This window comes from Pseudomonas sp. WS 5412 (assembly GCF_012985615.1).
Classification (GTDB): domain Bacteria; phylum Pseudomonadota; class Gammaproteobacteria; order Pseudomonadales; family Pseudomonadaceae; genus Aquipseudomonas; species Aquipseudomonas shahriarae.
Map to the genome: position 1 here is coordinate 294266 of NZ_JAARMB010000003.1, position 23663 is coordinate 317928.

At 62.7% G+C, this 23663-nt stretch carries 20 protein-coding genes and 1 other RNA gene; 9 read left to right on the forward strand and 12 right to left on the reverse strand.

Features of this window, described 5'->3' with window-relative positions:
• Positions 1 to 38 precede the first annotated feature (38 nt).
• From HBR94_RS06395 to hemN, 4 genes are all read left to right on the forward strand, one after another.
• Complete coding sequence (locus HBR94_RS06395; RefSeq protein ID WP_170044395.1) at positions 39 to 2489, forward strand: heavy metal translocating P-type ATPase; 2451 nt, start codon at positions 39 to 41, stop codon at positions 2487 to 2489.
• A 22-nt stretch (positions 2490 to 2511) separates the two neighbouring features.
• A complete protein-coding gene (gene ccoS / locus HBR94_RS06400; protein ID WP_057960320.1) occupies positions 2512 to 2739 on the forward strand; it encodes a cbb3-type cytochrome oxidase assembly protein CcoS in 228 nt (75 codons plus the stop codon).
• Positions 2732 to 3415 carry a sulfite exporter TauE/SafE family protein gene (locus HBR94_RS06405; RefSeq protein WP_170044396.1) on the forward strand — a complete coding sequence of 228 codons (684 nt, stop codon included), beginning with the start codon at positions 2732 to 2734 and terminating at the stop codon, positions 3413 to 3415. Before ccoS ends, HBR94_RS06405 begins: the two co-directional genes overlap by 8 nt.
• A 102-nt stretch (positions 3416 to 3517) precedes the next feature.
• Positions 3518 to 4900: an oxygen-independent coproporphyrinogen III oxidase gene (gene hemN, locus HBR94_RS06410; protein WP_170044397.1), complete on the forward strand. Its 1383-nt coding sequence runs from the start codon at positions 3518 to 3520 to the stop codon at positions 4898 to 4900.
• Between the two features lie 6 nt (positions 4901 to 4906).
• Here hemN and HBR94_RS06415 read toward each other — a convergent pair whose 3' ends face one another.
• Positions 4907 to 5377 (reverse strand): hypothetical protein, encoded by a 471-nt coding sequence (locus HBR94_RS06415; RefSeq protein WP_057439494.1) that lies wholly within the window; start codon positions 5375 to 5377, stop codon positions 4907 to 4909.
• 154 nt (positions 5378 to 5531) lie between these two features.
• Here HBR94_RS06415 and fnr point away from each other — a divergent pair, with 154 nt between their 5' ends.
• Both fnr and HBR94_RS06425 read left to right on the forward strand, forming a co-directional pair.
• Complete coding sequence (gene fnr, locus HBR94_RS06420) at positions 5532 to 6266, forward strand: fumarate/nitrate reduction transcriptional regulator Fnr (protein WP_032863348.1); 735 nt, start codon at positions 5532 to 5534, stop codon at positions 6264 to 6266.
• A gap of 90 nt (positions 6267 to 6356) precedes the next feature.
• Positions 6357 to 6905, forward strand: a complete 549-nt coding sequence (locus tag HBR94_RS06425) for an adenine phosphoribosyltransferase (RefSeq protein WP_057439496.1) — start codon at positions 6357 to 6359, stop codon at positions 6903 to 6905.
• Between the two features lie 82 nt (positions 6906 to 6987).
• On the opposite strand, the gene HBR94_RS06430 is transcribed toward HBR94_RS06425, so the two are convergent.
• From HBR94_RS06430 to dnaX, 5 genes are all read right to left on the reverse strand, one after another.
• Positions 6988 to 8136, reverse strand: a complete 1149-nt coding sequence (locus tag HBR94_RS06430; RefSeq protein WP_057439497.1) for an acyl-CoA dehydrogenase family protein — start codon at positions 8134 to 8136, stop codon at positions 6988 to 6990.
• 188 nt (positions 8137 to 8324) lie between these two features.
• Entirely contained in the window at positions 8325 to 8927 is a 603-nt protein-coding gene (gene recR / locus HBR94_RS06435) for a recombination mediator RecR (protein WP_057439498.1), read from the reverse strand.
• Positions 8928 to 8985: 58 nt separating this feature from the next.
• Positions 8986 to 10011 (reverse strand): NADP-dependent oxidoreductase, encoded by a 1026-nt coding sequence (locus tag HBR94_RS06440; RefSeq protein WP_057439499.1) that lies wholly within the window; start codon positions 10009 to 10011, stop codon positions 8986 to 8988.
• Positions 10012 to 10152: 141 nt separating this feature from the next.
• A complete protein-coding gene (locus HBR94_RS06445) occupies positions 10153 to 10491 on the reverse strand; it encodes a YbaB/EbfC family nucleoid-associated protein (protein ID WP_057439500.1) in 339 nt (112 codons plus the stop codon).
• 66 nt (positions 10492 to 10557) lie between these two features.
• Positions 10558 to 12609, reverse strand: coding sequence for a DNA polymerase III subunit gamma/tau (gene dnaX, locus HBR94_RS06450; protein ID WP_169960516.1), 2052 nt, complete (start codon positions 12607 to 12609; stop codon positions 10558 to 10560).
• A gap of 134 nt (positions 12610 to 12743) precedes the next feature.
• On the opposite strand from dnaX, the gene HBR94_RS06455 reads away from it, so the two are divergent.
• The gene (locus tag HBR94_RS06455; protein ID WP_170044398.1) at positions 12744 to 13511 is read left to right on the forward strand and encodes a transporter substrate-binding domain-containing protein; all 768 of its coding nucleotides are present in this window, start codon (positions 12744 to 12746) and stop codon (positions 13509 to 13511) included.
• On the opposite strand, the gene HBR94_RS06460 is transcribed toward HBR94_RS06455, so the two are convergent.
• Together HBR94_RS06460 and HBR94_RS06465 are read right to left on the reverse strand one after the other, a co-directional pair.
• A complete protein-coding gene (locus HBR94_RS06460) occupies positions 13490 to 15181 on the reverse strand; it encodes an EAL domain-containing protein (protein ID WP_169960518.1) in 1692 nt (563 codons plus the stop codon). The two genes, HBR94_RS06455 and HBR94_RS06460, sit on opposite strands and share 22 nt — an antisense overlap.
• 18 nt (positions 15182 to 15199) lie before the next feature.
• A complete protein-coding gene (locus HBR94_RS06465) occupies positions 15200 to 16765 on the reverse strand; it encodes a PAS domain-containing methyl-accepting chemotaxis protein (RefSeq protein ID WP_169960519.1) in 1566 nt (521 codons plus the stop codon).
• A gap of 458 nt (positions 16766 to 17223) precedes the next feature.
• Here HBR94_RS06465 and HBR94_RS06470 point away from each other — a divergent pair, with 458 nt between their 5' ends.
• Positions 17224 to 17538: a helix-turn-helix transcriptional regulator gene (locus tag HBR94_RS06470; protein WP_029298195.1), complete on the forward strand. Its 315-nt coding sequence runs from the start codon at positions 17224 to 17226 to the stop codon at positions 17536 to 17538.
• A 190-nt stretch (positions 17539 to 17728) separates the two neighbouring features.
• Positions 17729 to 18631: a DUF2167 domain-containing protein gene (locus HBR94_RS06475; protein ID WP_170044399.1), complete on the forward strand. Its 903-nt coding sequence runs from the start codon at positions 17729 to 17731 to the stop codon at positions 18629 to 18631.
• Between the two features lie 147 nt (positions 18632 to 18778).
• Here the strand turns inward: HBR94_RS06475 and ffs are convergent.
• From ffs to zipA, 4 genes are all read right to left on the reverse strand, one after another.
• Positions 18779 to 18875, reverse strand: an RNA gene (ffs, locus tag HBR94_RS06480) — signal recognition particle sRNA small type.
• A gap of 144 nt (positions 18876 to 19019) precedes the next feature.
• The gene (locus HBR94_RS06485; RefSeq protein WP_170044400.1) at positions 19020 to 20186 is read right to left on the reverse strand and encodes a putative zinc-binding metallopeptidase; all 1167 of its coding nucleotides are present in this window, start codon (positions 20184 to 20186) and stop codon (positions 19020 to 19022) included.
• Positions 20187 to 20341: 155 nt separating this feature from the next.
• Complete coding sequence (ligA, locus tag HBR94_RS06490; protein WP_170044401.1) at positions 20342 to 22699, reverse strand: NAD-dependent DNA ligase LigA; 2358 nt, start codon at positions 22697 to 22699, stop codon at positions 20342 to 20344.
• An 88-nt stretch (positions 22700 to 22787) separates the two neighbouring features.
• On the reverse strand, positions 22788 to 23651 hold the full coding sequence (gene zipA / locus HBR94_RS06495; protein ID WP_170044402.1) for a cell division protein ZipA: 864 nt from the start codon (positions 23649 to 23651) through the stop codon (positions 22788 to 22790).
• Positions 23652 to 23663: the final 12 nt, after the last annotated feature.

Sequence of the window (23663 nt, forward strand, 5' to 3'; positions counted from 1 at the left end):
CGCGATGAGGCCCTCCCTGCCCACACAGATCCAAAGCCATGACCACCCCAACCCCCTGCTACCACTGCGCCCTCCCCGTCCCGCCCGGCAGCCGCTTCACCGCGGTGATCCTCGGCGAGCCCCGCGAGCTCTGCTGCCCGGGTTGCCAGGCGGTGGCCGAGGCAATTGTCGCGGGCGGCCTGGAAAGCTACTACCAGCACCGCAGTGAAGCCTCGGCCAACCCCGAAGCCTTGCCGGTGCAACTGGTCGACGAATTGGCGCTGTACGACCGCGCCGATGTGCAAAAGCCCTTCGTGCGCCACGACGGCGACCTGGCCGAAGCCACCCTGTTGATGGAAGGCATCAGTTGCGCCGCCTGTGGCTGGTTGATCGAAAAACACCTGCGCAGCCTGCCCGCCGTGGCCGAGGCGCGGCTGAACCTGTCCAACCATCGCTTGCATGTGCGCTGGGCCGACGCGCAATTGCCGTTGAGCCAGGTGCTCAGCGAACTGCGCCAGATTGGCTACGCCGCTCACCCGTATCAGGCCGACCGCGCCGCCGAACAACTGGCCAGCGAAAACCGCCTGGCCCTGCGCCAACTGGGGGTCGCCGGCTTGCTGTGGTTCCAGGCGATGATGGCCACCATGGCCACCTGGCCGGAATTCAATATCGACCTGAGCCCCGAGCTGCACGTGATCCTGCGCTGGGTCGCGCTGTTTCTGACCACCCCCATTGTGTTCTACAGCTGCGCGCCGTTTTTCAAGGGCGCCATGCGCGACTTGCGCACCCGCCACCTGACCATGGATGTCTCGGTGTCATTGGCCATTGGCGGCGCTTACCTGGCGGGCATCTGGACCGCCATCACGGGGGTGGGCGAGTTGTATTTCGATGCCGTAGGCATGTTCGCCCTGTTCCTGCTGGCCGGGCGCTACCTGGAGCGCCGCGCCCGAGAACGCACCGCCGCCGCCACTGCCCAACTGGTCAACCTGCTGCCGGCCTCGTGCCTGCGCCTCAAAGGCGATGGCCAGAGCGAACGCATCCTGCTCACCGAATTGGCCCTGGGCGACCGGGTGCTGGTGCATCCGGGTGCGATCCTGACGGCTGACGGGGTGATCCTGGATGGCCAGTCGAGCATTGATGAATCCCTGCTCACCGGCGAATACCTGCCACAACCGCGACAAGCCGGCGATAGCGTCACCGCCGGCACTCTCAACGTCGAAGGCGCGCTGACCGTGGAAGTGCGCGCCCTGGGCCATGACACCCGCCTGTCGGCCATCGTGCGCCTGCTGGAGCGGGCCCAGGCCGAAAAGCCACGCCTGGCCGAGATCGCCGACCGCGCCGCGCAATGGTTCCTGCTTTGCTCGCTGATCGCCGCCGCCGTGATTGGCCTGCTGTGGTGGGAACTGGACCCCTCGCGGGCGTTCTGGATTGTCCTGGCAATGCTGGTGGCGACTTGCCCATGCGCCTTGTCCCTGGCAACCCCCACCGCCTTGACTGCCGCCACCGGCACCCTGCACAAACTCGGCCTGTTGCTGACCCGAGGCCATGTGCTGGAAGGCTTGAACCAGATCGACACAGTGATTTTCGACAAGACAGGCACCCTCACCGAAGGCCGCCTGGCCCTGCGTGCCATCCGGCCACTGGGCAGCATGAGCAGCGACTTGGCCCTGGCCCTGGCCGCCGCCCTCGAAAACCGCTCCGAACACCCGATTGCCCGGGCTTTCGGCCGCGCCCCGCTGGCGGCTGATGAAGTGCTCAGCACCCCCGGCCTGGGGCTCGAAGGTCGGGTCGGTGAACGCCTGCTGCGGATCGGCCAGCCCGGTTTCGTCTGTGAATTAAGCGGCTGCGCGATTCCCGATTCGCCGCAAGACGCTGGCCAATGGCTGCTGCTGGGCGATACTGGCGGCGCCCTGGCCTGGTTTGTCCTGGATGATCGCCTGCGCAGCGATGCGCCGGCACTGCTGGCCGCGTGCAAGGCGCGGGGCTGGCGCACCTTGCTGCTATCGGGCGACAGCTCGCCGATGGTCGCCAGCGTTGCCGCCGAATTGGGGATTGATGAAGCCCGTGGCGGCCTGCGCCCGGATGACAAGCTGCAAGTGCTGCAACAGTTGCACAAGGAAGGCCGCAAGGTGTTGATGCTTGGTGACGGCGTGAATGACGTGCCGGTATTGGCCGCGGCGGATATCAGCGTGGCCATGGGCTCGGCCACTGACCTGGCAAAAACCAGCGCCGATGCGGTGCTGCTGTCCAACCGCCTGGATGCCCTGGTGCAAGCGTTCAGCCTGGCGCGGCGTACGCGCCGGGTAATCATTGAAAACCTGCTGTGGGCCGGGCTGTACAATGGCCTGATGTTGCCGTTCGCCGCCCTCGGTTGGATCACGCCGATCTGGGCCGCGATCGGCATGTCCCTCAGTTCGTTGACCGTGGTGCTCAACGCCCTGCGCCTGACGCGCCTGCCGCGCGCCAGTGCCGCGAGCACCACCCCACAGCCCCGCCCGCTGCCGGCTTGAGCCGCGCGGGCATGGAGTAGCGATGCCAGCTCTTTACGTAATGATTCCCGCGGCGCTGCTGATCGTCGCCATCGCCATCTACATCTTCTTCTGGGCGGTGGACAGCGGCCAGTATGACGACCTCGACGGGCCGGCCCACAGCGTGCTGTTCGACGACCAGGATCCCAAGCACCTGGCCGCTGTCGACGAGGCCAGCAGCCACCCGCAGCCACCGGCCAAGCCTGACGAGCCGGCGCCGCCCCATGCTTGACCTCGCGCCGCTGCTGGTTTCCGCGCTGATCCTTGGTCTGCTGGGCGGCGGCCATTGCCTGGGGATGTGCGGTGGCCTGATGGGCGCATTGACCCTGGCCATCCCCCCGGAACAGCGCAGCCGGCGGTTTCGCCTGCTGCTGGCGTACAACCTGGGACGCATCCTCAGCTATGCCGCCGCCGGCGTATTGATCGGCCTGGCCGGCTGGGCCGTGGCCAACAGCCCGGCGGCGATGTTCATGCGCATCCTGGCCGGCCTGCTACTGATCAGCATGGGCTTGTACCTGGCCGGCTGGTGGAGCGGCCTGACCCGTATCGAAAGCCTCGGGCGCGGCCTGTGGCGGCATATCCAGCCGTTTGCCAACCGTTTGCTACCGGTGTCCAGCCTGCCCCGCGCCCTGCTGCTGGGCGCGCTGTGGGGCTGGTTGCCGTGCGGCCTGGTCTACAGCACCTTGTTGTGGGCGGCCAGCCAGGGCAACGCCGTGGACAGCGGGTTGCTGATGCTCGCTTTTGGCCTCGGCACCTGGCCGGTACTGCTCGCCACCGGGCTGGCGGCGGAGCGCGTCACCGCGCTGTTACGCAAGCGCAGTGTGCGCATGGCCGGCGGCCTGCTGGTGATTATGTTCGGTATCTGGACCCTACCCGGGCCCCATCAGCACTGGCTGATGGGCCACTAAAAGGCCATGTGGCATAGCGCCGCTCCCCGTTGATACAAATCAAGATGACCGCCCAGCCATGCCCCTAGACTCGGCCCACTAGCCAATCCGGGGAACGCCCGCATGCTCGACGCCATTCGTTGGGACACTGATCTGATTCATCGCTACGACCTGGCAGGACCGCGCTACACCTCCTACCCCACCGCCGTACAATTCACCAGCCAGGTCGGCACCTTCGACCTGCTGCACGCCCTGCGCGACAGCCGCAAGGCCGTGCGCCCGCTGTCGCTGTATGTGCACGTGCCGTTCTGCGCGAACATCTGCTACTACTGCGCCTGCAACAAAGTCATCACCAAGGACCGCGGTCGCGCCCAGGCCTACCTGCAGCGCCTGGAGCAGGAGATTCAACTGGTGGCCTGCCACCTGGACCCCCACCAACAGGTGCAGCAGCTGCATTTTGGCGGCGGCACCCCGACCTTTCTCAGCCACGACGAATTGCGCCAACTGATGGCGCAACTGCGCCAACACTTCAACCTGCTGGATGACGATTCCGGCGACTACGGCATTGAGATCGACCCACGGGAAGCCGACTGGGCCACCATGGGCCTGTTGCGTGAACTGGGCTTTAACCGTGTGAGCATCGGCGTGCAGGACCTGGACCCCGAGGTGCAACGGGCGGTCAATCGCCTGCAAAGCCTGGAAGAGACCCGCGCGGTGATTGATGCCGCGCGCACCCTGCAGTTTCGCTCGATCAACATTGACCTGATCTACGGCCTGCCCAAGCAGACCCCCGAGCATTTCGCCCGCACGGTGGCCGAAGTCATCAGCCTGCAACCCGACCGCCTGTCCGTATTCAACTATGCCCACCTGCCGGAACGCTTCCTGCCCCAGCGGCGGATCAACAGCGAAGACCTGCCGGCCCCCGCCGTCAAGTTGCAGATGCTGCAGGAAACCATCGAACAGTTGACGGCCGCCGGCTACACCTACATCGGTATGGACCACTTCGCCCTGCCCGACGACGAACTGGCCATCGCCCAGGAAGAGGGCACCCTGCAACGCAATTTCCAGGGCTACACCACCCACGGTCACTGCGATTTGATCGGGCTCGGCGTTTCGGCCATCAGTCAGATTGGTGACTTGTACTGCCAGAACAGCAGCGACCTGAGTCATTACCAGAATGCCCTGGCCGGCGCGCAACTGGCCACCAGTCGCGGCCTGCTGTGCAAGGCGGACGATCGTTTACGAGGGGCGGTGATCCAACAGCTGATCTGTCACTTCAGCCTGGACTTCGACAGCATCGAGCAGGCCTTCACCGTGGATTTTCGCGGTTATTTCGCCGAGCTCTGGCCGCAACTCGAAGTAATGGCCAGTGACGGCCTGATCGAACTCGACGCCAAGGGAATCCGGGTGCTGCCAGCCGGGCGCCTGTTGGTGCGCTCGGTGTGCATGGTGTTCGATGCCTATCTGGAGCAACAGAATAGGCAGCGCTTTTCACGGGTGATCTGAGCCGGGTTACTTGGCCATCAACGAGGCGGCCTTCACCGCGTCTTCGGCGCTCAGGTTCTTCATCGCTTCGCTCAACGACGCATAGGCGCCGGTCAGCGAGGCTTGCAAGCCGCCCAGCGCCGATTGCACGCCGCTCAGTTTCGCCAGGACCTGCTCCGGGCTGAGGCGCTTGTCGGACATGATCGCCGACATCTCTGCCATCTTTTCCGCGATCTGCTGCTTCAACTGGCGAATCATTTTCAGCAGTTTCTGCACGTTCTCGTCCAGCCCGCTTTCTTCGATATCATCGTTGGCCGTCTTCTCGGCGCTGGCGGCCTTCAGCGACGCACCGGAGAAGGTCACGCTCACGCCTTCGGCAGGCTGGGTTTCACCCAGCGCCGTTGATTCGGTACCGGCGCCCACGGTGCTGGTTTTTTTCGATTCAAGCAGCGTCGGCACAGTGGTGCGGGACGGAAGATTGCCGTCGATGGAAAGCATATCGTGAGCCTCCAAGCTCATTGTCGTTAGCAGTTCATCGGCCACCGGGTAAAAACCTTTATACCTCTGCCGGTTTTTTGTACAGGCTGGCTTGATAGTCCCTCAGTGCGGTACCCTTACGTCTTATGTGTGTTTTCCCACAAGGATTTAAGAAATGTCCGAGCCAGTTAAACTGCGCGCTCATAGCCAGGCTCACTGCAAGGATTGCAGCCTGGCTCCCCTCTGCTTGCCACTTTCGCTGAATCTGGAAGACATGGATGCGCTGGACGAAATCGTTAAACGTGGTCGCCCACTGAAGAAAGGCGAGTTTCTGTTTCGCCAGGGTGACAAGTTCGATTCCGTCTATGCAGTACGCTCGGGCGCCTTGAAGACGTTCAGCCTGAGCGATAGCGGCGAAGAGCAGATCACCGGTTTCCACCTGCCCAGCGAGCTGGTTGGCCTGTCGGGCATGGACACCGAGATCCACCCGGTGTCGGCCCAGGCTCTGGAAACCACGTCGGTGTGCGAGATTCCCTTCGAACGCCTGGATGAACTGGCCCTGCAATTGCCGCAGTTGCGCCGCCAGTTGATGCGTGTGATGAGCCGGGAAATTCGGGACGACCAGCAAATGATGCTGTTGCTGTCGAAGAAAACCGCCGACGAACGGATTGCCACCTTCCTGGTCAACCTGTCGGCGCGCTTCCGCGCCCGTGGTTTCTCGGCCAATCAGTTCCGCCTGAGCATGTCGCGCAACGAAATCGGCAATTACCTGGGCCTGGCGGTAGAAACCGTGTCCCGGGTGTTCACGCGCTTCCAGCAGAACGAACTGATTGCCGCCGAGGGCAAGGAAGTGCACATCCTCGACCCGATCCAGCTCTGCGCACTGGCCGGCGGCTCCCTCGACGGCTGATCGGCGCACGAGGGGCGCGACACTTGTGGCCAAGCCAACCGGCGAGGCCGCAGGTATACTGCTGGGTCTTTGCGCCCAGGACTCCCGACGATGACTTTCGACGCCTTCGACATCAAATCCCTGATTCGCCCCGTCATCGACTTCCCCAAGCCTGGGGTGATCTTTCGTGATATCACGCCGCTGTTCCAGTCGCCCAAGGCCATGCGCCTGGTGGCCGACACCTTTATCCACCGCTACGTCGAAGCCGAGTTCAGCCATATCGGCGCGATGGACGCCCGAGGCTTTTTGATCGGTTCGGTGATTGCCTACCAACTGAACAAGCCGCTGATCCTGTTCCGCAAGCAAGGCAAGCTGCCAGCGGACGTGCTGTCCGAGGGCTATCAGACCGAATATGGCGAAGCCTTCCTCGAAGTACACGCCGACAGCCTGTGTGAAGGAGACTCGGTGTTGATGTTCGATGACTTGATCGCCACCGGTGGCACCTTGATTGCTGCAGCGAACCTGACACGGCGCATGGGCGCGCGGATTTTTGAGGCGGCGGCGATTATTGACCTGCCGGAGTTGGGCGGCTCGCAGCGTCTGGAGGATATGGGGATCCCTACGTTCTGTTTGACGCAGTTTGGGTTGACTGAGCGGTAATTTGCGCGGGTCTTGTGGGCTTCATCGCGGGCAAGCCCACATTTTGATTTGTGAACCCATTCAAAGGTGGGAGCCCCCTCAATCACAACCCCATCTGCTTACTGATGATTTCATTCATCACCTCCCGGGTCCCGCCGCCAATCGACAAAATCCGATTGTCGCGGTATAGCCGCTCCACCAGGCTGCCGCGCATATAACCCAGGCCACCCAGGATCTGCACCGCGTCATACGTCACGCGGTCGGCGGTGTCGGTGGCCAGGTTCTTGGCCATGGAGATCTCCTTGATCACGCTCTTGCCCGCCGCCATCTTCGCCGCCTGGCGGTAAGTGAACTCGCGGGAAACCTCGACCGCCGTGGCCATCTCCGCCAGGCGGTGCTTGAGCACCTGGAACTTGCCAATCGGCTTGCCAAAGGCCTGCCGCTGCGCAGCCCACTTCAGGCTCTCTTCCAGGGCCATCTGCGCGGTCATATTGGCCATTAATGCCAGGGCCAGGCGCTCGCTCTGGAAGTTGCCCATGATGCAGGCAAAGCCCATGTTTTCGCCGCCGATCAGATTACCCACCGGCACCTGACAATCATCGAAGAACAGCTCGGCAGTGTCCGACGCCCACCAGCCCATCTTCTTCAGCGGCTGGCCGACGGTGAAGCCAGGCGTGTCCTTCTCGATCAATAACAGGCTGATGCCGGCAAAGCCAGGCCCGCCGGTACGCACGGCGACGGTGTAGTAGTCGGCGCGTGCGCCACTGGTGATAAAAGTCTTGCTGCCACTGACCCGATAACAATCGCCATCGCGCACCGCACGGGTTTGCAGGCTGGCCACGTCGGAGCCGCCACCGGGCTCGGTGACGGCCAGGGCCATGATCTTCTCACCGGACAGCACCTGCGGGGCCACGCGCTCGCGCACTGCGGGGCGCGCCCATTTGACGACGGGCGGCAGGCCGATATCCAGCGAGCCCAGCCCCGCCACTACACCACCGGAGCCACAACGCATCAGCTCTTCGCTGGCGGCGACCTTGGCGAACAGGTCGCCCTCATGGCTGCCGCCCAGGGCTTCAGGGTAGCCAATGCCGAGAATCCCCGCCGCGCCGGCCTTGAGGTACAGCTCGCGGGGGAAGTGTTCGGCCTCCTCCCATTGCTCGATGCCCGGCAGAATCTCGCGCTCGACAAAACGGCGCACGCTGTCGCGGACCAATTGGTGACTGGGGTCGAAATATTCCTGGTAGGCAGACATCGGCAAGCTCCATGCAGAGATGGAGCGAACTTACCAAGCGCTTGCTTGGTTATCAAGCCGAACGCAGAACCCATGGAGGAGTTGGCTTGCCTGCGATGCAGGCAGTGCGGTGTATCAGGAGGACCGAGGCGATGCCATCGCAGGCAAGCCAGCTCCCACACAAGCCGGCGTGCCAGAGGATATTGGGCTTAGAGCGCGATAGGTTTACGCCCGGCAAACGAGTGCGCCAGGGTGCCGCCGTCCACCAGTTCCAGCTCGCCACCCAATGGCACGCCATGGGCGATGCGCGAGGTGATCAAGCCTTTGTTGGTCAGCAGTTGCGCGATGTAATGCGCCGTGGCTTCCCCTTCCACCGTCGGGTTGGTGGCCAGAATCACCTCGGTAAAGGTACCCTGCCCTTCAATGCGCGCCACCAACTGCGGGATACCAATGGCCTCCGGCCCCAGGCCGTCGAGCGGCGACAGGTGGCCCTTGAGCACGAAGTAGCGCCCGCGATAGCCGGTCTGCTCCACCGCGTAGACGTCCATCGGCCCTTCGACCACGCACAGCAGCGTGTCGTCGCGACGGGGGTCGGCGCATTGCGGGCACAGTTCTTCTTCGGTGAGGGTGCGGCACTGGCGGCAATGGCCCACACCGTCCATGGCCTGGCTCAAGGCCTGGGCCAGTCGCGAGCCACCGCTGCGGTCACGCTCCAGCAGTTGCAGCGCCATGCGCTGGGCGGTTTTCTGGCCCACGCCCGGCAAGGTGCGCAAGGCGTCGATCAGTTGACGAATCAGAGGGCTGAAGCTCATGGGGCAAAGGTCCGACAAAACAACGAGACGCGGTTTATACCCGCGCCTCGGATAAGCGTCAAATACGCACGACCAACTTGCCGAAGTTGCGCCCTTCCAACAGGCCGATAAAGGCCTCGGGAGCCTGCTCCAGACCATCGACCACGTCTTCGCGGAACTTGACCTTGCCGTCCCGCACCCAGGGCGCCATGGCGCTGATAAATTCCGGGTGGCGGTCGCCATAGTCGTCGAACACGATAAACCCCTGGATACGCACGCGCTTGGTCAACAGGGTGCGTTGCAGCGCTGGCAGGCGATCAGGGCCGGTGGGCGCCTCATGGGCGTTGTAGCCGGCAATCAGGCCACACAGGGGGATCCGTGCCTTGGGATTGAGCAAGGGCAGCACAGCGTCGAAGACCTTGCCGCCGACGTTTTCATAATAGATATCCACCCCTTTGTCGCAGGCCTGGGCCAGCTCTTCGGCAAAGTCCGCGCTCTTGTGGTCGATGCACGCGTCAAACCCCAGCTCCTCCACCACATAACGGCACTTGTCCGCACCGCCGGCCACGCCCACCACCCGCAGGCCCTTGAGCTTGGCCACCTGGCCGACCACCGAGCCCACCGCACCGGAGGCCGCCGCCACCACCAGGGTTTCCCCGGCCTTGGGTTGGCCGATATCCATCAGGCCCATGTAGGCCGTCATGCCGGGCATGCCCAGCACACCCAGGGCCATGGACGGGCTCGGCAGGCCCTTGGGCACCGGCATCAGGTTGCGTCCGTCACTGATGCTATGGCTTTGCCAGCCGGTGGCGCCGACCACCAGGTCGCCCACCTCGAACTTGGGGTTGCGCGACTGTTCGATGCGGCTCACAGCACCGCCGGTCATCACCTCGCCGATTTCTACCGGCGCGGCGTAGGACGGCGCGTCACTCATGCGCCCACGCATATAGGGGTCAAGGGACAGGAACAGGGTCTTGAGCAGAACCTGGCCGTCTGCGAGGTCTGGCAGCGCTACGCGCTCCAGACGGAAGTTTTCCGGCACGGGCGCACCCTGCGGGCGGGATACCAGGACGATGCGCTGGTTAAGGGTCATAGCTTCGGTCATCAGCGGGGCTCCTTTATATCGGTGATTGAATTCAGCGGTATAGAGTGCAGACAGCCATTGCAAGGCTGACGTTCGATTGTGCCCGACACAAACAAAAATGCCAGGCACGATGCCTGGCATTTTTGCAGTCGCGCGAGTCGATCAGAACGGCAGCTTCATGCCCGGCGGCAGTTGCATGCCCGCGGTCACGCCGGACATTTTGTCCTGGCTGTTGGCTTCGATCTTGCGCACGGCGTCGTTGACGGCCGCAGCGAACAAGGCTTCGAGCATTTCCAGGTCGTCTTCGCCAATGCCCGGCAATACGCTTGGGTCGATGCTCACACGCTTGATGTCGTGACGACCGGTCATCACTACGCTGACCATATCGCCACCGGCTTTACCGGTGACTTCGGCGTTGGCCAGTTCTTCCTGCATCTTGGCCATTTTTTCCTGCATCTGCTGCGCCTGCTTCATCAGGCCGGCCATGCCACCTTTCATCATGGGAATCACCTCAAAAGTACGTGGATCAATACGGCGCCGAGCCTCAAGGCCCGGTGCCTGCAATTATCAGCCCGCTGCAGCCTGGGCTTCGACAGGTTCAATAGTATCGTGTCGCACCACCGCGCCAAACTGCTCCATCATCTGCTGGATCAGCGGATCGGCCTGGATCGACTCCTCGGCCTCGCGCTGGCGGTTGAGCCGGCGACGGGTGGCGGCCTGGGCCGGGGTTTCCTGCTCGGGCTTGATCAGCTCGATGGTCACCGTCAGGGTGCGTTCGTGGAACTGATTCAGGGCATCGTTGAGGCGGCGCTGCTGGGTCGCGTTGAACAGGGCACTGTGGGCCGGGTCCAGGTGCAACAGCCAGTGATCGCCATCGACGGCAATCAGCGTGCAGTTGGCGGCGATGCTCCCGGTCATGCCGGAGATCGGCAATTTCGGGAACAGCTCCAGCCATTGCAGGGCGAGGCCGGTGGCCGGCATCGCGGCAGGTTCTGCCTCGGGCTCCGGCGCGGGCTCGGCGGTGTGTTCGCTGGCCAGGTCGTCCAGGTAGCTGTAGGCCGAATCCATGTCCGGCTCGATGTAATCTTCGTCCAGCGGCGGTTCGTCATCCAGGTCGATGCCGGGGGTAGCGGCGTCCACTTCGGCGATGGTCGGCTCGGGCACGGGGGCGGCGACCCATTCCGGCGCGTCCGGCACTACGCTGTCGGGGGTCGGCGTGGGCATGGGCGTGAGCTCGGGCTGCTCGCTGGTGGTTTCCAGCACGGCCTCGACTGCAGGCTCCTGCTCGGCCACGGCCTCTACCGGGTCGTTCCAGGGCAGATCGACCACAGGCGCGGGCTCAGGCTCGGCAACCGGCTCCGGCACCGCTACAGGCGCCACCGGCTCAACCGCGACCGGGGCGGCAGTGACTGCCACAGGTTCCGGCGCGATCACTGGCGCGACGACCGCCGCGCCAGCCACTGGTTTGGCGGAATCAACTGTGGCCTGGCTGATCCCCACTGGCTTTAGCGGCTGTCTCGGCGCATCGGCGGTGTCCGCCGGGCGGAACGCCAGCATGCGCAGCATGACCATTTCAAAGCCGCCACGCGGGTCCGGGGCCAAGGGCAGGTCTCGGCGCCCGATCAGGCCCATCTGGTAGTAGAACTGCACATCTTCGGCCGGCAACGCCTGGGCCAGGGCCAACACGCGGTCGCGGTCGCCGTGGCCGTTATCGACCCCTTCAGGCAGCGCCTGGGCGATAGCGACGCGGTGCAGCACGTTGAGAATTTCCGAGAGCACGCCATTCCAGTCCGGGCCTTGCTCCGACAAATGGCGCACGGCTTCGAGCAGCGCCTTGGCATCGCCTTCGATCAACGCATGCAGCACGTCAAACACTTGCCCGTGATCGAGGGTGCCGAGCATGGCGCGCACATCGGCGGCCATCACTTTGCCTTCACCGAAGGCAATGGCCTGGTCGGTCAGGCTCATGGCGTCGCGCATCGAACCATCGGCGGCGCGGCCCAGCAGCCACAGTGCGTCGTCTTCGAACGGCACGTTCTCCACACCCAGCACGTGGGTCAAATGCTCGACCACCCGCTCGGGGGTCATGTTCTTCAGGGAGAACTGCAGGCACCGCGACAAAATCGTTGCAGGAAGTTTCTGCGGGTCGGTGGTGGCCAGGATGAATTTAACGTAGGGCGGCGGCTCCTCCAGGGTCTTCAACAGGGCGTTGAAGGAGTGGCTGGAAAGCATGTGCACTTCGTCGATCAGGTAGACCTTGAAGCGGCCACGGCTGGGGGCGTACTGCACGTTGTCGAGCAGTTCGCGGGTGTCCTCGACCTTGGTGCGGCTCGCGGCGTCGATCTCGATCAGGTCGACAAAGCGCCCCTCGTCGATCTCCCGGCACACCGAGCAGGTGCCGCAAGGTGTGGAGGTGATGCCTGTCTCACAGTTCAGGCACTTGGCAATGATCCGCGCAATGGTGGTCTTGCCCACCCCGCGAGTGCCGGTGAACAGGTAGGCGTGGTGCAGCCGCTGGCTGTCCAAGGCATTGATCAGAGCCTTGAGCACATGGGTCTGGCCGACCATTTCGCGGAACGAGCGCGGACGCCATTTACGTGCAAGAACCTGATAACTCATCGAAAACCGTCGCAACTGGGAAGCGGAAGCCGGTAATGCTAGCGGAGCAGGGGCGAAATTGCATCCGGCACGCTCGCCTAATCTGACTAAGCTGGTAGTGGCCTCCCCTCCCAAGGGCTGATCTCGGAGAGTTTATGCGCGTAGTCCTGGGCGCTTTATGGATGATCACCACACTGACCCTGGCGGCACCCGCCCCGTTGCGCTTCGCCATTTCCGACAGCTGGGCCATGCCCCTGGTGCAGATCGAGGCCGGCCAGCCGACCCAGGGCATTTTGTATGACCTGATGTTGAGCCTGGCCACCCAGGTTGGCCATCCGGCGCAGTTCCAGGTACTGGCCCGAGCCCGCATCGCCCCAGCCATGGAGCATGGCGAGGTTGATGTGCGCTGCTACGTCGCACAGGCGTGGCTGGGTAACCTGTCCGGCGATTATGTCTGGAGCATCCCCTTGCTGGTGCAGCGTAATGTGCTGGTCAGCGCCCACGTCCCGCCGCTGTCGGTGAATGTGGCGAAGCTGGCTGCGCAGAATATCGGCACCGTGCTCAACTACAGCTACCCGACCCTCGAGCCGCTGTTCGCCAACGGCCAACTGCAGCGCGACGACGCCCGCAGCGAAGAGCAAGTGCTGCACAAGCTGGTGGCGGGACGCTTCAAGTATGCCGTCACCAACGAATGGGCCCTGGAGCGCTTCAATCAGCGGCTACCCGTGGGCCGCAGGCTGCACGTAGTGGCCGTGATCGATGAGCAGAGCCTGGGCTGCTACGTGCGTAACGACCCAGCCCTGCCCGTGCAGCAAATTTTGCGCACATTGCTGCGCATGAAGATGTCGGGGGAGATTGACGACATCATCAGGCTCTACACCGGCGACCGCGAGCGCCCGCCTCAATCGTCGCCCGCACCGTAGTTGAGCAGGTCAAACCCGGCGGCCCAGGCCGGCACCTCGTCAGCCGGCATGGGCTGGGCGAAGTAATAACCCTGGGCCACTTCGCAGCCCATGCGCAGCAGCAACTGGCCATGCTCAAGGGTTTCCAGGCCCTCGGCGATGACTTCGCGGCCAAATGCCCGGGCCAGGCCGATCACCGCCTGGGTCAAGGCCAGGTCGTCCTTGTCGTGCAGGATGTCACGCACAAACGACTTGTCGATCTTGATGGTCTGGGTCGGCAGGCGCTTGAGGTAGCTGAGGGAGGAATAGCCGGTGCCGAAATCATCCAGGGAAAACCGCACCCCCAGCGCCTGACACGCCGCCAGGTGCTCGGTGACCCGCTGGATATGGTCGATGGCCACCGATTCGGCAATTTCCAGATCAAGCATGTGTGGCGCGACATCGGGATGCTGGGCCAGCAGTTGCTGCAGGCGCTCGACAAAATCCGCACGCTGGAAATGCCGGGCCGCGATGTTCACGCTGACCGGCCAGCAGTGCCCAGCCTCCTGCCACTGGCGCATCTGCGCCAGCACCTGATCCATCACCCACTCGCCGACATCCACGATCAGGTCGGTCTGCTCGATCAACGACAGGAAATCCTTGGGCGCCACCAACCCGCGCATCGGATGCTGCCAGCGCAGCAACGCTTCAAACCCCACCACCTGGCCTTGGCGCAGGTTGATCTTGGGGTGGAAGTGCAGGCACAACTCCCCCGCCGCCAGGGCCTGGCGAATCTGCTGGACCGTCTGGTGGGTGGCCTTGACCTCCTGCTCCAGGGACACGTCAAATAGCTGGTAGCGGTTGCGGCCACTTTGCTTGGCCACATACATGGCCTGGTCGGCATGGCGCAGCAACGTATCGGCGTCCTCATCGTCCAGGGGGAACAAGGTCACACCGATACTGGCAAACACGTTGATCTGCGCGCCCTGGATCGAATACGGCTCGGAGATGGCCGTGAGGATCCGCCGCAGCGCGCCGTTAAGCTCATCGGCATCGCGCACGTAGCGCAGGATCAGTACAAACTCGTCACCGGCCAGCCTGGCGACCACATCTTCGCCACGAATGATCTCACGCAGGCGACGCGCAACCTCCACCAGCAACAAGTCGCCACTGGCATGCCCATAGCCGTCGTTGACGGCCTTGAAGCCATCCAGGTCGAGCATGCACACCGCCAGGGGGATTTGCTCGTTGCGGGAAAACTCCAGGGACTGCACGAGCAATTCGGAGAGGTAAGCGCGATTGGGCAGCCCGGTCAGCACATCGTGACCGACCCGCCATTGCAGGGTCTGCAGCAACTGACGCTTTTCGCTGACGTCAAAACGAATCGACACGTACTTCTGCACCTTCCCGGTACGCTGATCGACCAGCGGCACCATGGTGCTATCGACCCAATACAACGAGCCATCCTTGGCGCGGTTACAGATTTCCCCGCGCCAGACCCGGCCTTCGGTGATGGTGCGCCACATGCCCTGGAAAAACCCGGCAGGGTGCAATCCGGAGCTGAGGATCCGGTGGTTACGCCCCAGCAACTCGTCGCGGCTGTAGCCGGACATGCCGCAGAATTGGTCGTTGACGTAGGTGATGCGGCCGGTGAGGTCTGTCTCGGAGAAAATGGCGGCGGCATCCACGGCCCTGCGGTATTTCTCATCCATGAATGTGGCTCTAGGTGGCTAGCGGTTAAACCGCTCGACCAGGGCACGCAACCCGGAAGAGATGCTTTCAAGTTCCCGGCCCCGGGTGACTGCAGCGTTGGCGTTGCCCGCTGTCTTTTGTACCGTGGCCGCGACGTTATTGATCTGTTGTGAAACATCCTCTGCGACGTGGGATTGTTCCTGTGAGGCTGCAGCCATTTGCTGACTCATGCCGGTAATGCGTTCCACCGCCTGGCGGATGCCCAGCAGTGCCTGTTGCGCTTGCAGTACCTGCTGCACGCCTTGCTCGGCCTCTTGAATACCGGTGCTGGCAATGTCCACCGCCTGATCGGCCCCGGCACGCAAACTCTGGATGATGCCCTGGATCTGCTCGGTCGACTGTCGGGTCTTGCCCGCCAGCGCCCGCACTTCATCGGCCACCACGGCAAAACCACGGCCTTGCTCGCCGGCCCGCGCCGCTTCGATAGCAGCATTCAGGGCCAGCAGGTTGGTCTGGTCGGCGATGGCCTGGATCATGCTCGCGGCCACACGGATTTCCTGGGTCTGGTCGGCCAGATGGCCCACCGCCTGATTGATCTGGGTGACAGTGCTAGCCAGCAGTTGAATCGCCTCGCGTGTGGTGCCGACAACATGGCTGCCCTGCTCAGCCAGGTCATTGGCGGTGCGGGCTTCGCTGGCGGTCTGCTGGACATGGGTTGCCACTTCGGCGATGGACGCGGCCATTTCGGTCATGGCGGCGGCGGTCATATCGGTTTCCGCGCGTTGCTCCAGCAGCGCCGACTCGGTGGTGCCCGATAACATGCTGGAATGAGCAGCAGCCTCGGCCATCTGGGTGGCCAGGTCGCTCAGACGCGTGAGCGCGGTTTTCAAGCGCGCCTCTTCGCTGATCAGGATCATTTCCAGTTGCGCAGCCGGACCCAGCGCATCGCTGTAGGTCATGGCGCTGATAGGGTCGGAAAAGGTATTGGGCGTGTGCTCGACAATCTGCTTGAGCTGCCTCCCCAGACGCAGGTGCGCCCAGGCGCCGAGGCCGAGAAACAGCAGCGCGACAGAGGCCTGCGCCCACCCGCCCGGCAACCATTGCATCGCCCCGCCAGCGAGCACTGCCGCCAAGGCGGGAACGGCCAGGGCATTGCCGACCTGGCCCAGGCGCTGCAACGGCGAAACCGCCGAACGCCCGGCACGCAAGCGTGCGTAGAGCGCTTCGGCACGCCGCACCTGCTCGCGCGTCGGCTTGACCCGCACCGACTCATAACCTACCAGGCGACCGTCTTCGAGGATCGGCGTCACATAGGCGCTGACCCAATAGAAGTTGCCGTTTTTGCAGCGGTTCTTGACCACGCCCATCCAGCTCTGGCCGGCCTTGAGGTAGCGCCACATCAGCTCAAAGACCGCGGGCGGCATGTCCGGGTGGCGCACTAGATTGTGGGTACTGCCTATCAGTTCAGCCTGGGTGAAGCCGCTCATGGCGGCAAACTCGGCGTTGCAGTAAGTAATGTGGCTATTGATGTCAGTTGCGGAAATGAGCCGTTGCTGCTCCCCGAAAGTCTGTTCAACTGTGGTGACCGGCAAATTGACGCGCACTTTAAAGCTCCATGGACAGCATTCGATCCACCTGCTCAGGATCGGATAGATCCTGCAGATGGAGGGGTATTTCCAGACGGGTAAACCGTCAATCGGCTGGCTGGCGCCATTGGGCGACCAAACCAGGTTTTGCCCAGCACCTGACCTTCGGTTTAGCGAAGATCAACTAGGCTTTAATTCGAGCGTCTGGTGTGAAAGGCGGGGGTTGCGTGGGCGCGCAAGAGCGAGCCTGGCGCTGCGGCCAAGCAACTGTTTTGCAACTACCTTTATGAAAGTGAGGAGAAAGCAATGATTTCCTGTTTCATAAAGGTGCCCTGTGAAACGACACCGCCAAATACTTGTCCTAAACGCCGATTCTACGAATTACATCACATTTTGCAAGAAAAGGTGATGGTGCGTGCCGTTGTCTAATGCCAATATTTATCGTTAAGTTCTTGATTCTAAATGGGAATTGAGCGATGCAAATTTCAAGTTTGGGTCCAGCCATCAGACGCTACCGAAAGGTAGCGGGGCTTACTCAGGCTGAACTAGGTGAGAAAACCGGTTTTGACCCTAAAACCATTAGCCGCTTCGAAACCGGCACCTATACACCCAGCGTTGACGCTCTGTTCTTGTTTGCGGAGGCCTTGGGAGTGAAGCTGAAAGTCTTTTTTGCCGATCTGGGCGATGAGGAAGAACAGCGCGCTTATCTGTTCGGTGTCATTCATAAAGCCACCCCGAAGGATCTGGGAAAGCTGATAGCGGCGGTAGACCAGGCCTTGTCCAAGCCTTAGAGCTCGTACGACAAAAAAAAGAGCAGGCCACTGACGTCGCCTGTTCTTTGCTCTTTGCCTACTGACATGATCCGACCGGACAGCCCCTCTCCTGGCAGGCGCTGGGCCACGCCTTTTGCCAGCATACTCGCGCGGCCCAGGCAGATTCGGTATCCTCTCGCGAAGTTATTTCAAAATGTAAGGGACTACCATGAACTACCTCCGCCTGCTGGTGGCGGCAGCCGCCTTGAGCCTGCCTGCCGCACCGGTCTATGCCACCGCAGCCCCGGCGCCTGTCGAAGCCAGCGCGCCCGCCGAAACCGCCGAGCACTTCCTCGCCTCCCTCAAGCAGCAAACCGGCACCGTCACCCTGCCCGGCGGCATCGCTACGCTCAAGCTCAACGACGAGTTCTATTATCTGGACCCCAACGACACCGAACGTCTGCTCACCGACGGCTGGGGCAACCCGCCGGGCTTCAACACCCTGGGCATGATCGTGCCCAAGGCCGTCAGCCCACTGTCGGCACGCGGCTGGGGTGTGATTGTCAGCTACAAGGACGACGGGCATATTTCCGACGAAGATGCGGCAAAAATCGACTACACCGAACTGCTCAAGCAAATGCAGGAAGACGATGCCGAGGACAATAAGGAACGCCAGAAGCAAGGCTATGCCGGCCTGCACCTGCTGGGCTGGGCCGAACCGCCGCACTACGATCAACCATCCCACAAGATGTACTGGGCCCGGGAACTGAAAGCCGACGACGCCGAGCAGAACACCCTCAACTACAGCATCCGCGTGCTGGGCCGCGAGGGCGTGCTGGAACTCAACGCCGTCGCCGCCATGGCCGACCTGCCCACCATCAAGCAGGAACTGCCCAAGGTCCTGGCCTTCACCAACTTCACCGACGGCAACCTCTACACCGACTACAACCCAAGCACCGACAAGCTGGCCTCTTATGGCCTGGCCGCGCTGGTCGCTGGCGGGATTGCCGGCAAGGCCGGGCTGTTTGCCAAGATCAGCATCTTCCTGCTGGCCGCCAAGAAGTTTCTGGTGATTGGCGTGGTGGCATTGCTGGCAGGCGCACGCAAGTTCTTCAACCGCAACAAAGGCTAAGCGCCACACACGAAAACGCCGCGAGCAATCGCGGCGTACAAATAGCTTGGCCTCGGGCGCAATCAGGCCTGGGCAAGTGAAAAATTCTGATGAATTGGATAGCGGAATAAACAAGAGGGTTGTTGCGAGGGGGCGTTATGGAGGCAACCCCACCAGCCACACCCCGGCACACAATGTTCCCGCTGTGGCTGCTTCCTTCCGGATCTGACCAGGTTCACGGGTAATCGTTGCGGGGGGACCGATGGGGTCACCATAACGACGCTGGCCTCTCGGCAAGCGGGGCCATTGTACCGATCTCATCGGAAGTTACAACCGTTGGCGCAGGATTAAAAAGCCAAGAGGTTCAAGTACTTGCCATAGCCCTCAAGAACACCCTCGCACCTTTTGATCATTGGGCTTTCAATACCTCATCCGCACGGCCGCCCTCTTCCTGGATCACCAAGTGGATGAAGTGCAACTTGGCAATCACCGCCGGCGGTAGCACGAAGGGATAGAAATCCGGCTGCCCCATGCTGCGGGACAGTTCGTTGAGCATGCCGGCCAGCTCGATCCAGGCGTTGACGAACGACAGGAACGCCGCGCCGCCAGGGTGCTGCGGGTCATAGAGGGTGGTGAGGGGAAATGGCTGGTAGTCCAGATCCATCTCCCGTGCGCTCATGCCAAACCCCAGAGCGGTGTCGACCGCGTCCATCATGTGCAGGTAATGGGCCCAGGTTTCTGCCCAGTCCTCCCAGGGGTGCATGGTGGCGTAAGCGCTGACGCAGGTTTGCTGCCAGTCCGGGCGCGGGCCGTTCTGGTAGTGCTGGTCGAGGGCGTCGGTATAACTGGCGCGTTCGTCGCCGAACAGGCTGCGAAACGGCTGCAACCAATGACTGCCGGCGATCAGGCGATCCCAATAGTAGTGGCCGACCTCATGGCGGAAGTGACCGAGCAAGGTGCGGTACGGCTCGCGCATCTGCACGCGGATTTTCTCGCGGTGCTCGTCGTCGGCCTCCTTGATATCCAGGGTGATCAAGCCATTGGCATGGCCCGTGGTGGGGGCCTTGCCTGCCAGGTCGATACCCACGAAGTCAAAAGCCAGGCCATTGGTCTCGTCGACTGTTTTGGGGATCACCTGCAACCCCAGGCTGATCAATTGCGCCACCAGCCGGCGTTTGGCGGTTTCCACCTTGCGCCAGCGCTCGGGGTTTTCCGGAATCGACAGGTCGGGAATGGTGCGATTAAGGCTGCACGCCACACACAGCGGCGCGGTGCTGTAGGCCGGGATCAGCCAGTTGCAGGCGGCAGGGGTATCGAGGTTGGCGCAGCGGCGCCAGGCGCCGGCGTCGAGGTTGTCGTCCTGCAGCCAGGTATCGACCACTGGCCCCGGTTGCAGGGACGCCAGCCGGCTTTGCTCGGGCAGGTAACCCAACAGCGCCGAACAGGCCAGGCATTGGCTGTTGCGAAAAAACAGGGATTGCCCGCAACGGCACTGCCAGACCTTGCTGTTGCGCGAAGCCCCGCCCATGAATGGCGCGGCGATGCGCGAACTGAGCTGTTCGAAGAAGCGGTACATGGCGATCTCTCCAGGGGCGTGCCCAAGACTAGATCATTTACCGCGCAAGATCGTTCCCACGTTCTGCCTGACAATGACGCCATGAGCTTCTGCGTCCGCTGTTGGGACGCGGAGCGTGCTGGGATGCATTCCCACGCAGAGCGTGGGAACGATCATCAGAGGGGAATGTTGTGGCTGGCCAGGAAGGCGACAAAAGCCTCTTCGTCCAGGACCTTCAGCCCCAGCTCGCTGGCCTTGGCCAGTTTCGAGCCGGCACCCGGCCCGGCGACCACGCAATGGGTCTTCGCCGAGACCGAACCCGCCACCTTGGCCCCCAGGCTTTCGAGCTTTGCCTTGGCCACGTCGCGACTCATCAATTCCAGCGAGCCGGTCAGCACCCAGGTATGTCCCGCCTCGGGCAAGCCTTCAACCACCTTCTTCTCGCTCTGCCAGTGCATGCCGAAGTCCTTGAGCTGCTGCTCGATGGCCAGCGCACGATGGGCATTGTCCGGGTTATCGAAGAACTCACGCACGGCCTTGGCCTGCTTCTCCGGCAACGCTTGGCGCATGTCCAGCCAATCGGCCTGGATAATACCCTCCAGGGAGCCAAACTTGTCCGCCAGCTTCTGCGCGGCTCCCGGCCCCACGGAAGGTACATGCAACTTGTCGAGCAGGCCGCCCAGGGAGGTACTGGCAGCGAACTCGGCACTCAGCTCACCCTGGTCCTGCAAGACCAGCGCGCACTCGTCCGGCGACAGCAGCGCGCCGATCACCTGCTGGTTGTGCCCGTCTTCAAAGAAGCTGTGGATCTCGTGCGCCACTTCCAGACCCACATCCGGCAAGTACGTCAGCACTTCCGGCAACGCCCGCTGCACGCGCTCCAGGGACGCCAGGGAACGCGCCAGGACCTTGGCGGTTTCCTCGCCCACATCGGGAATACCCAGGGCGTAGATGAACCGCGCCAGGGTTGGGGTCTTGCTGTTTTCGATGGCGGCGATCAGTTTCTTGCTGGAAACATCGGCGAAGCCTTCCAGGTCGATGATCTGTTCGTACTTGAGCTTGTACAGGTCCGCCGGCGAGCCGATGAGTTTCTCATCGACCAACTGCTCGATGGTCTTGTCGCCCAGGCCGTCGATATCCATGGCCCGCCGCGAGACAAAATGGATAATCGCCTGCTTGAGCTGCGCACCACAGGCCAGGCGCCCGACACAGCGATACACCGCACCTTCGCTGACGGTTTCCTTGCCCTTGCTGCGCTTGACCAGTTGCGTGCGCTCCACATGGGAACCGCACACCGGGCAGCTTTCCGGGATCTGCACGGCGCGGGCATTTTCCGGGCGACGCTCGGCAACCACCGACACGACCTGTGGGATCACATCACCGGCACGGCGGATGATCACGGTGTCACCGATCATCAAGCCCAGGCGCGCCACTTCGTCCATATTGTGCAATGTCGCATTGGATACGGTGACGCCGGCCACCTTGACCGGCTTCAAGCGCGCCACCGGCGTCACCGCGCCGGTGCGGCCGACCTGGAATTCAACGTCGAGCAATTCAGTCAGTTCTTCCATCGCCGGAAACTTATGGGCGATGGCCCAGCGCGGCTCGCGGGCGCGAAAGCCCAATTCGCGCTGGTAGGCGATGCTGTTGACCTTGAACACCACACCGTCGATTTCATAGGGCAGGCTGTTACGCCGCTCACCGATGTCGCGGTAGTACGCCAGGCAATCCTCAATCCCCTTGGCCAGCTTCAACTCGTGGCTGATGGGCATACCCCACTTCTGCAACTGCTGGAGGTTGCCGATATGGGTGTCGCTGATGTCAGTGGTCACGCCGTAGCAGCAGAACTCCAGGGGGCGACTGGCGGTGATCTTCGAGTCGAGTTGGCGCAGGCTGCCCGCCGCCGCGTTACGCGGGTTGGCGAAGGTCTTGCCGCCGACTTCCAGTTGCGTGGCGTTCAAACGCTCGAAACCGGCCTTGGACATGAACACTTCACCGCGCACTTCCAGCGTTGCCGGCCAGCCCGTGCCCTGCAGTTTCAGCGGGATATTGCGCACGGTGCGCACATTCACGCTGATATCTTCGCCGGTGGTGCCGTCGCCACGGGTCGCGCCGCGTACCAACTCGCCATCCTGATACAGCAGGCTGACCGCCAGGCCATCGAGCTTGGGTTCACAGCTGTACTCCACCGCCGCACCACCGCCAAACAGATCGCCCACCGGCAGGTCGAGGCCCTCGGTAACGCGGCGATCAAACTCCAGCATGGTGGTTTCATCAAAGGCGTTGCCCAGGCTGAGCATCGGGATCTCGTGACGCACCTGGGTAAAGGCCGACAGCGCCGCACTGCCAACCCGCTGCGTCGGTGAGTCGCGAGTCACCAGGTCCGGGTGCTCGGCTTCCAGCGCCTTGAGTTCGTGGAACAGCCGGTCGTATTCGGCGTCCGGAATGCTCGGCTCGTCGAGTACGTGGTAACGGTAGTTGTGCTGATCCAGTTCAGCGCGCAGCTCGAGAATGCGGGTGTGGGCGGCGGTCATGGGTGTTCTCTCATAAAGCAAAAGAGCAGCCGAAGCTGCTCAATATGTTAGTGCGCTTAATTCTACTGACAACGCTGAAGACCCGTCCTCAGCGTTTCTGTGTCAGGGCGCGACGCTCGAACTCGACGATGCGCTGACGGTAGTGTTCGATGGTCTGGGCGGTCAGCACGCTGCGCTGGTCGTCCTTGAGCTCGCCATTGAGTTCCTGGGACAGCTTGCGGGCTGCGGCCACCATGACGTCGAACGCCTGTTTCGGGTGACGCGGGCCTGGCAGGCCGAGGAAGAAGCTCACGGCCGGGGTGCTGAACAGGTCGATATCGTCCAGATCGAAGGTGCCCGGCTTGACCGCGTTGGCCATGGAGAACAGTACTTCACCGTTGCCGGCCATGCTTTCGTGACGGTGGAAAATATCCATCTCGCCAAAACGCAGGCCGCTTTCCAGGATGTTCTGCAACAGCGCCGGGCCCTTGAAACCGGCCGCATCGCGGCAGATCACGCTGATCACCAGCACTTCTTCAGCTGCCGGTTGGTCCTTGGTGGACTCACGTGGCGCGCTCTTGGCCGGGCTTTCATCCGGGAAATCACCATCGCGACTGCTGAAGCTCGGGCCTTCGTCCACGTCGAGGTTCAGGTCGCCCTGATGCGGCTCGGCCACAGCAGCGCTGCCGCGCTTGCCACGTTTGGACGACGGTTCGCGGGCTTCACGCACCGGGGCGCTCATCGACGGCAGGTCGTGCTCGTCCAGCTGCGGCTCTTTATGGGTGTCCAGGACACGGGGCGACCCCAGCAGCTCGGCAGCGCCGTCGTCGTCGGGCAAATTGGACAGGTTACGGTCCAGACGGAATTTCAGCTTGCCCTTGCCGCCGCGCATACGGCGCCAGCCATCAAAAAGAATACCGGCTATTACAATAATGCCGATGACGATCAGCCACTCGCGCAGACCGATTTCCATGTAATCCCTTGC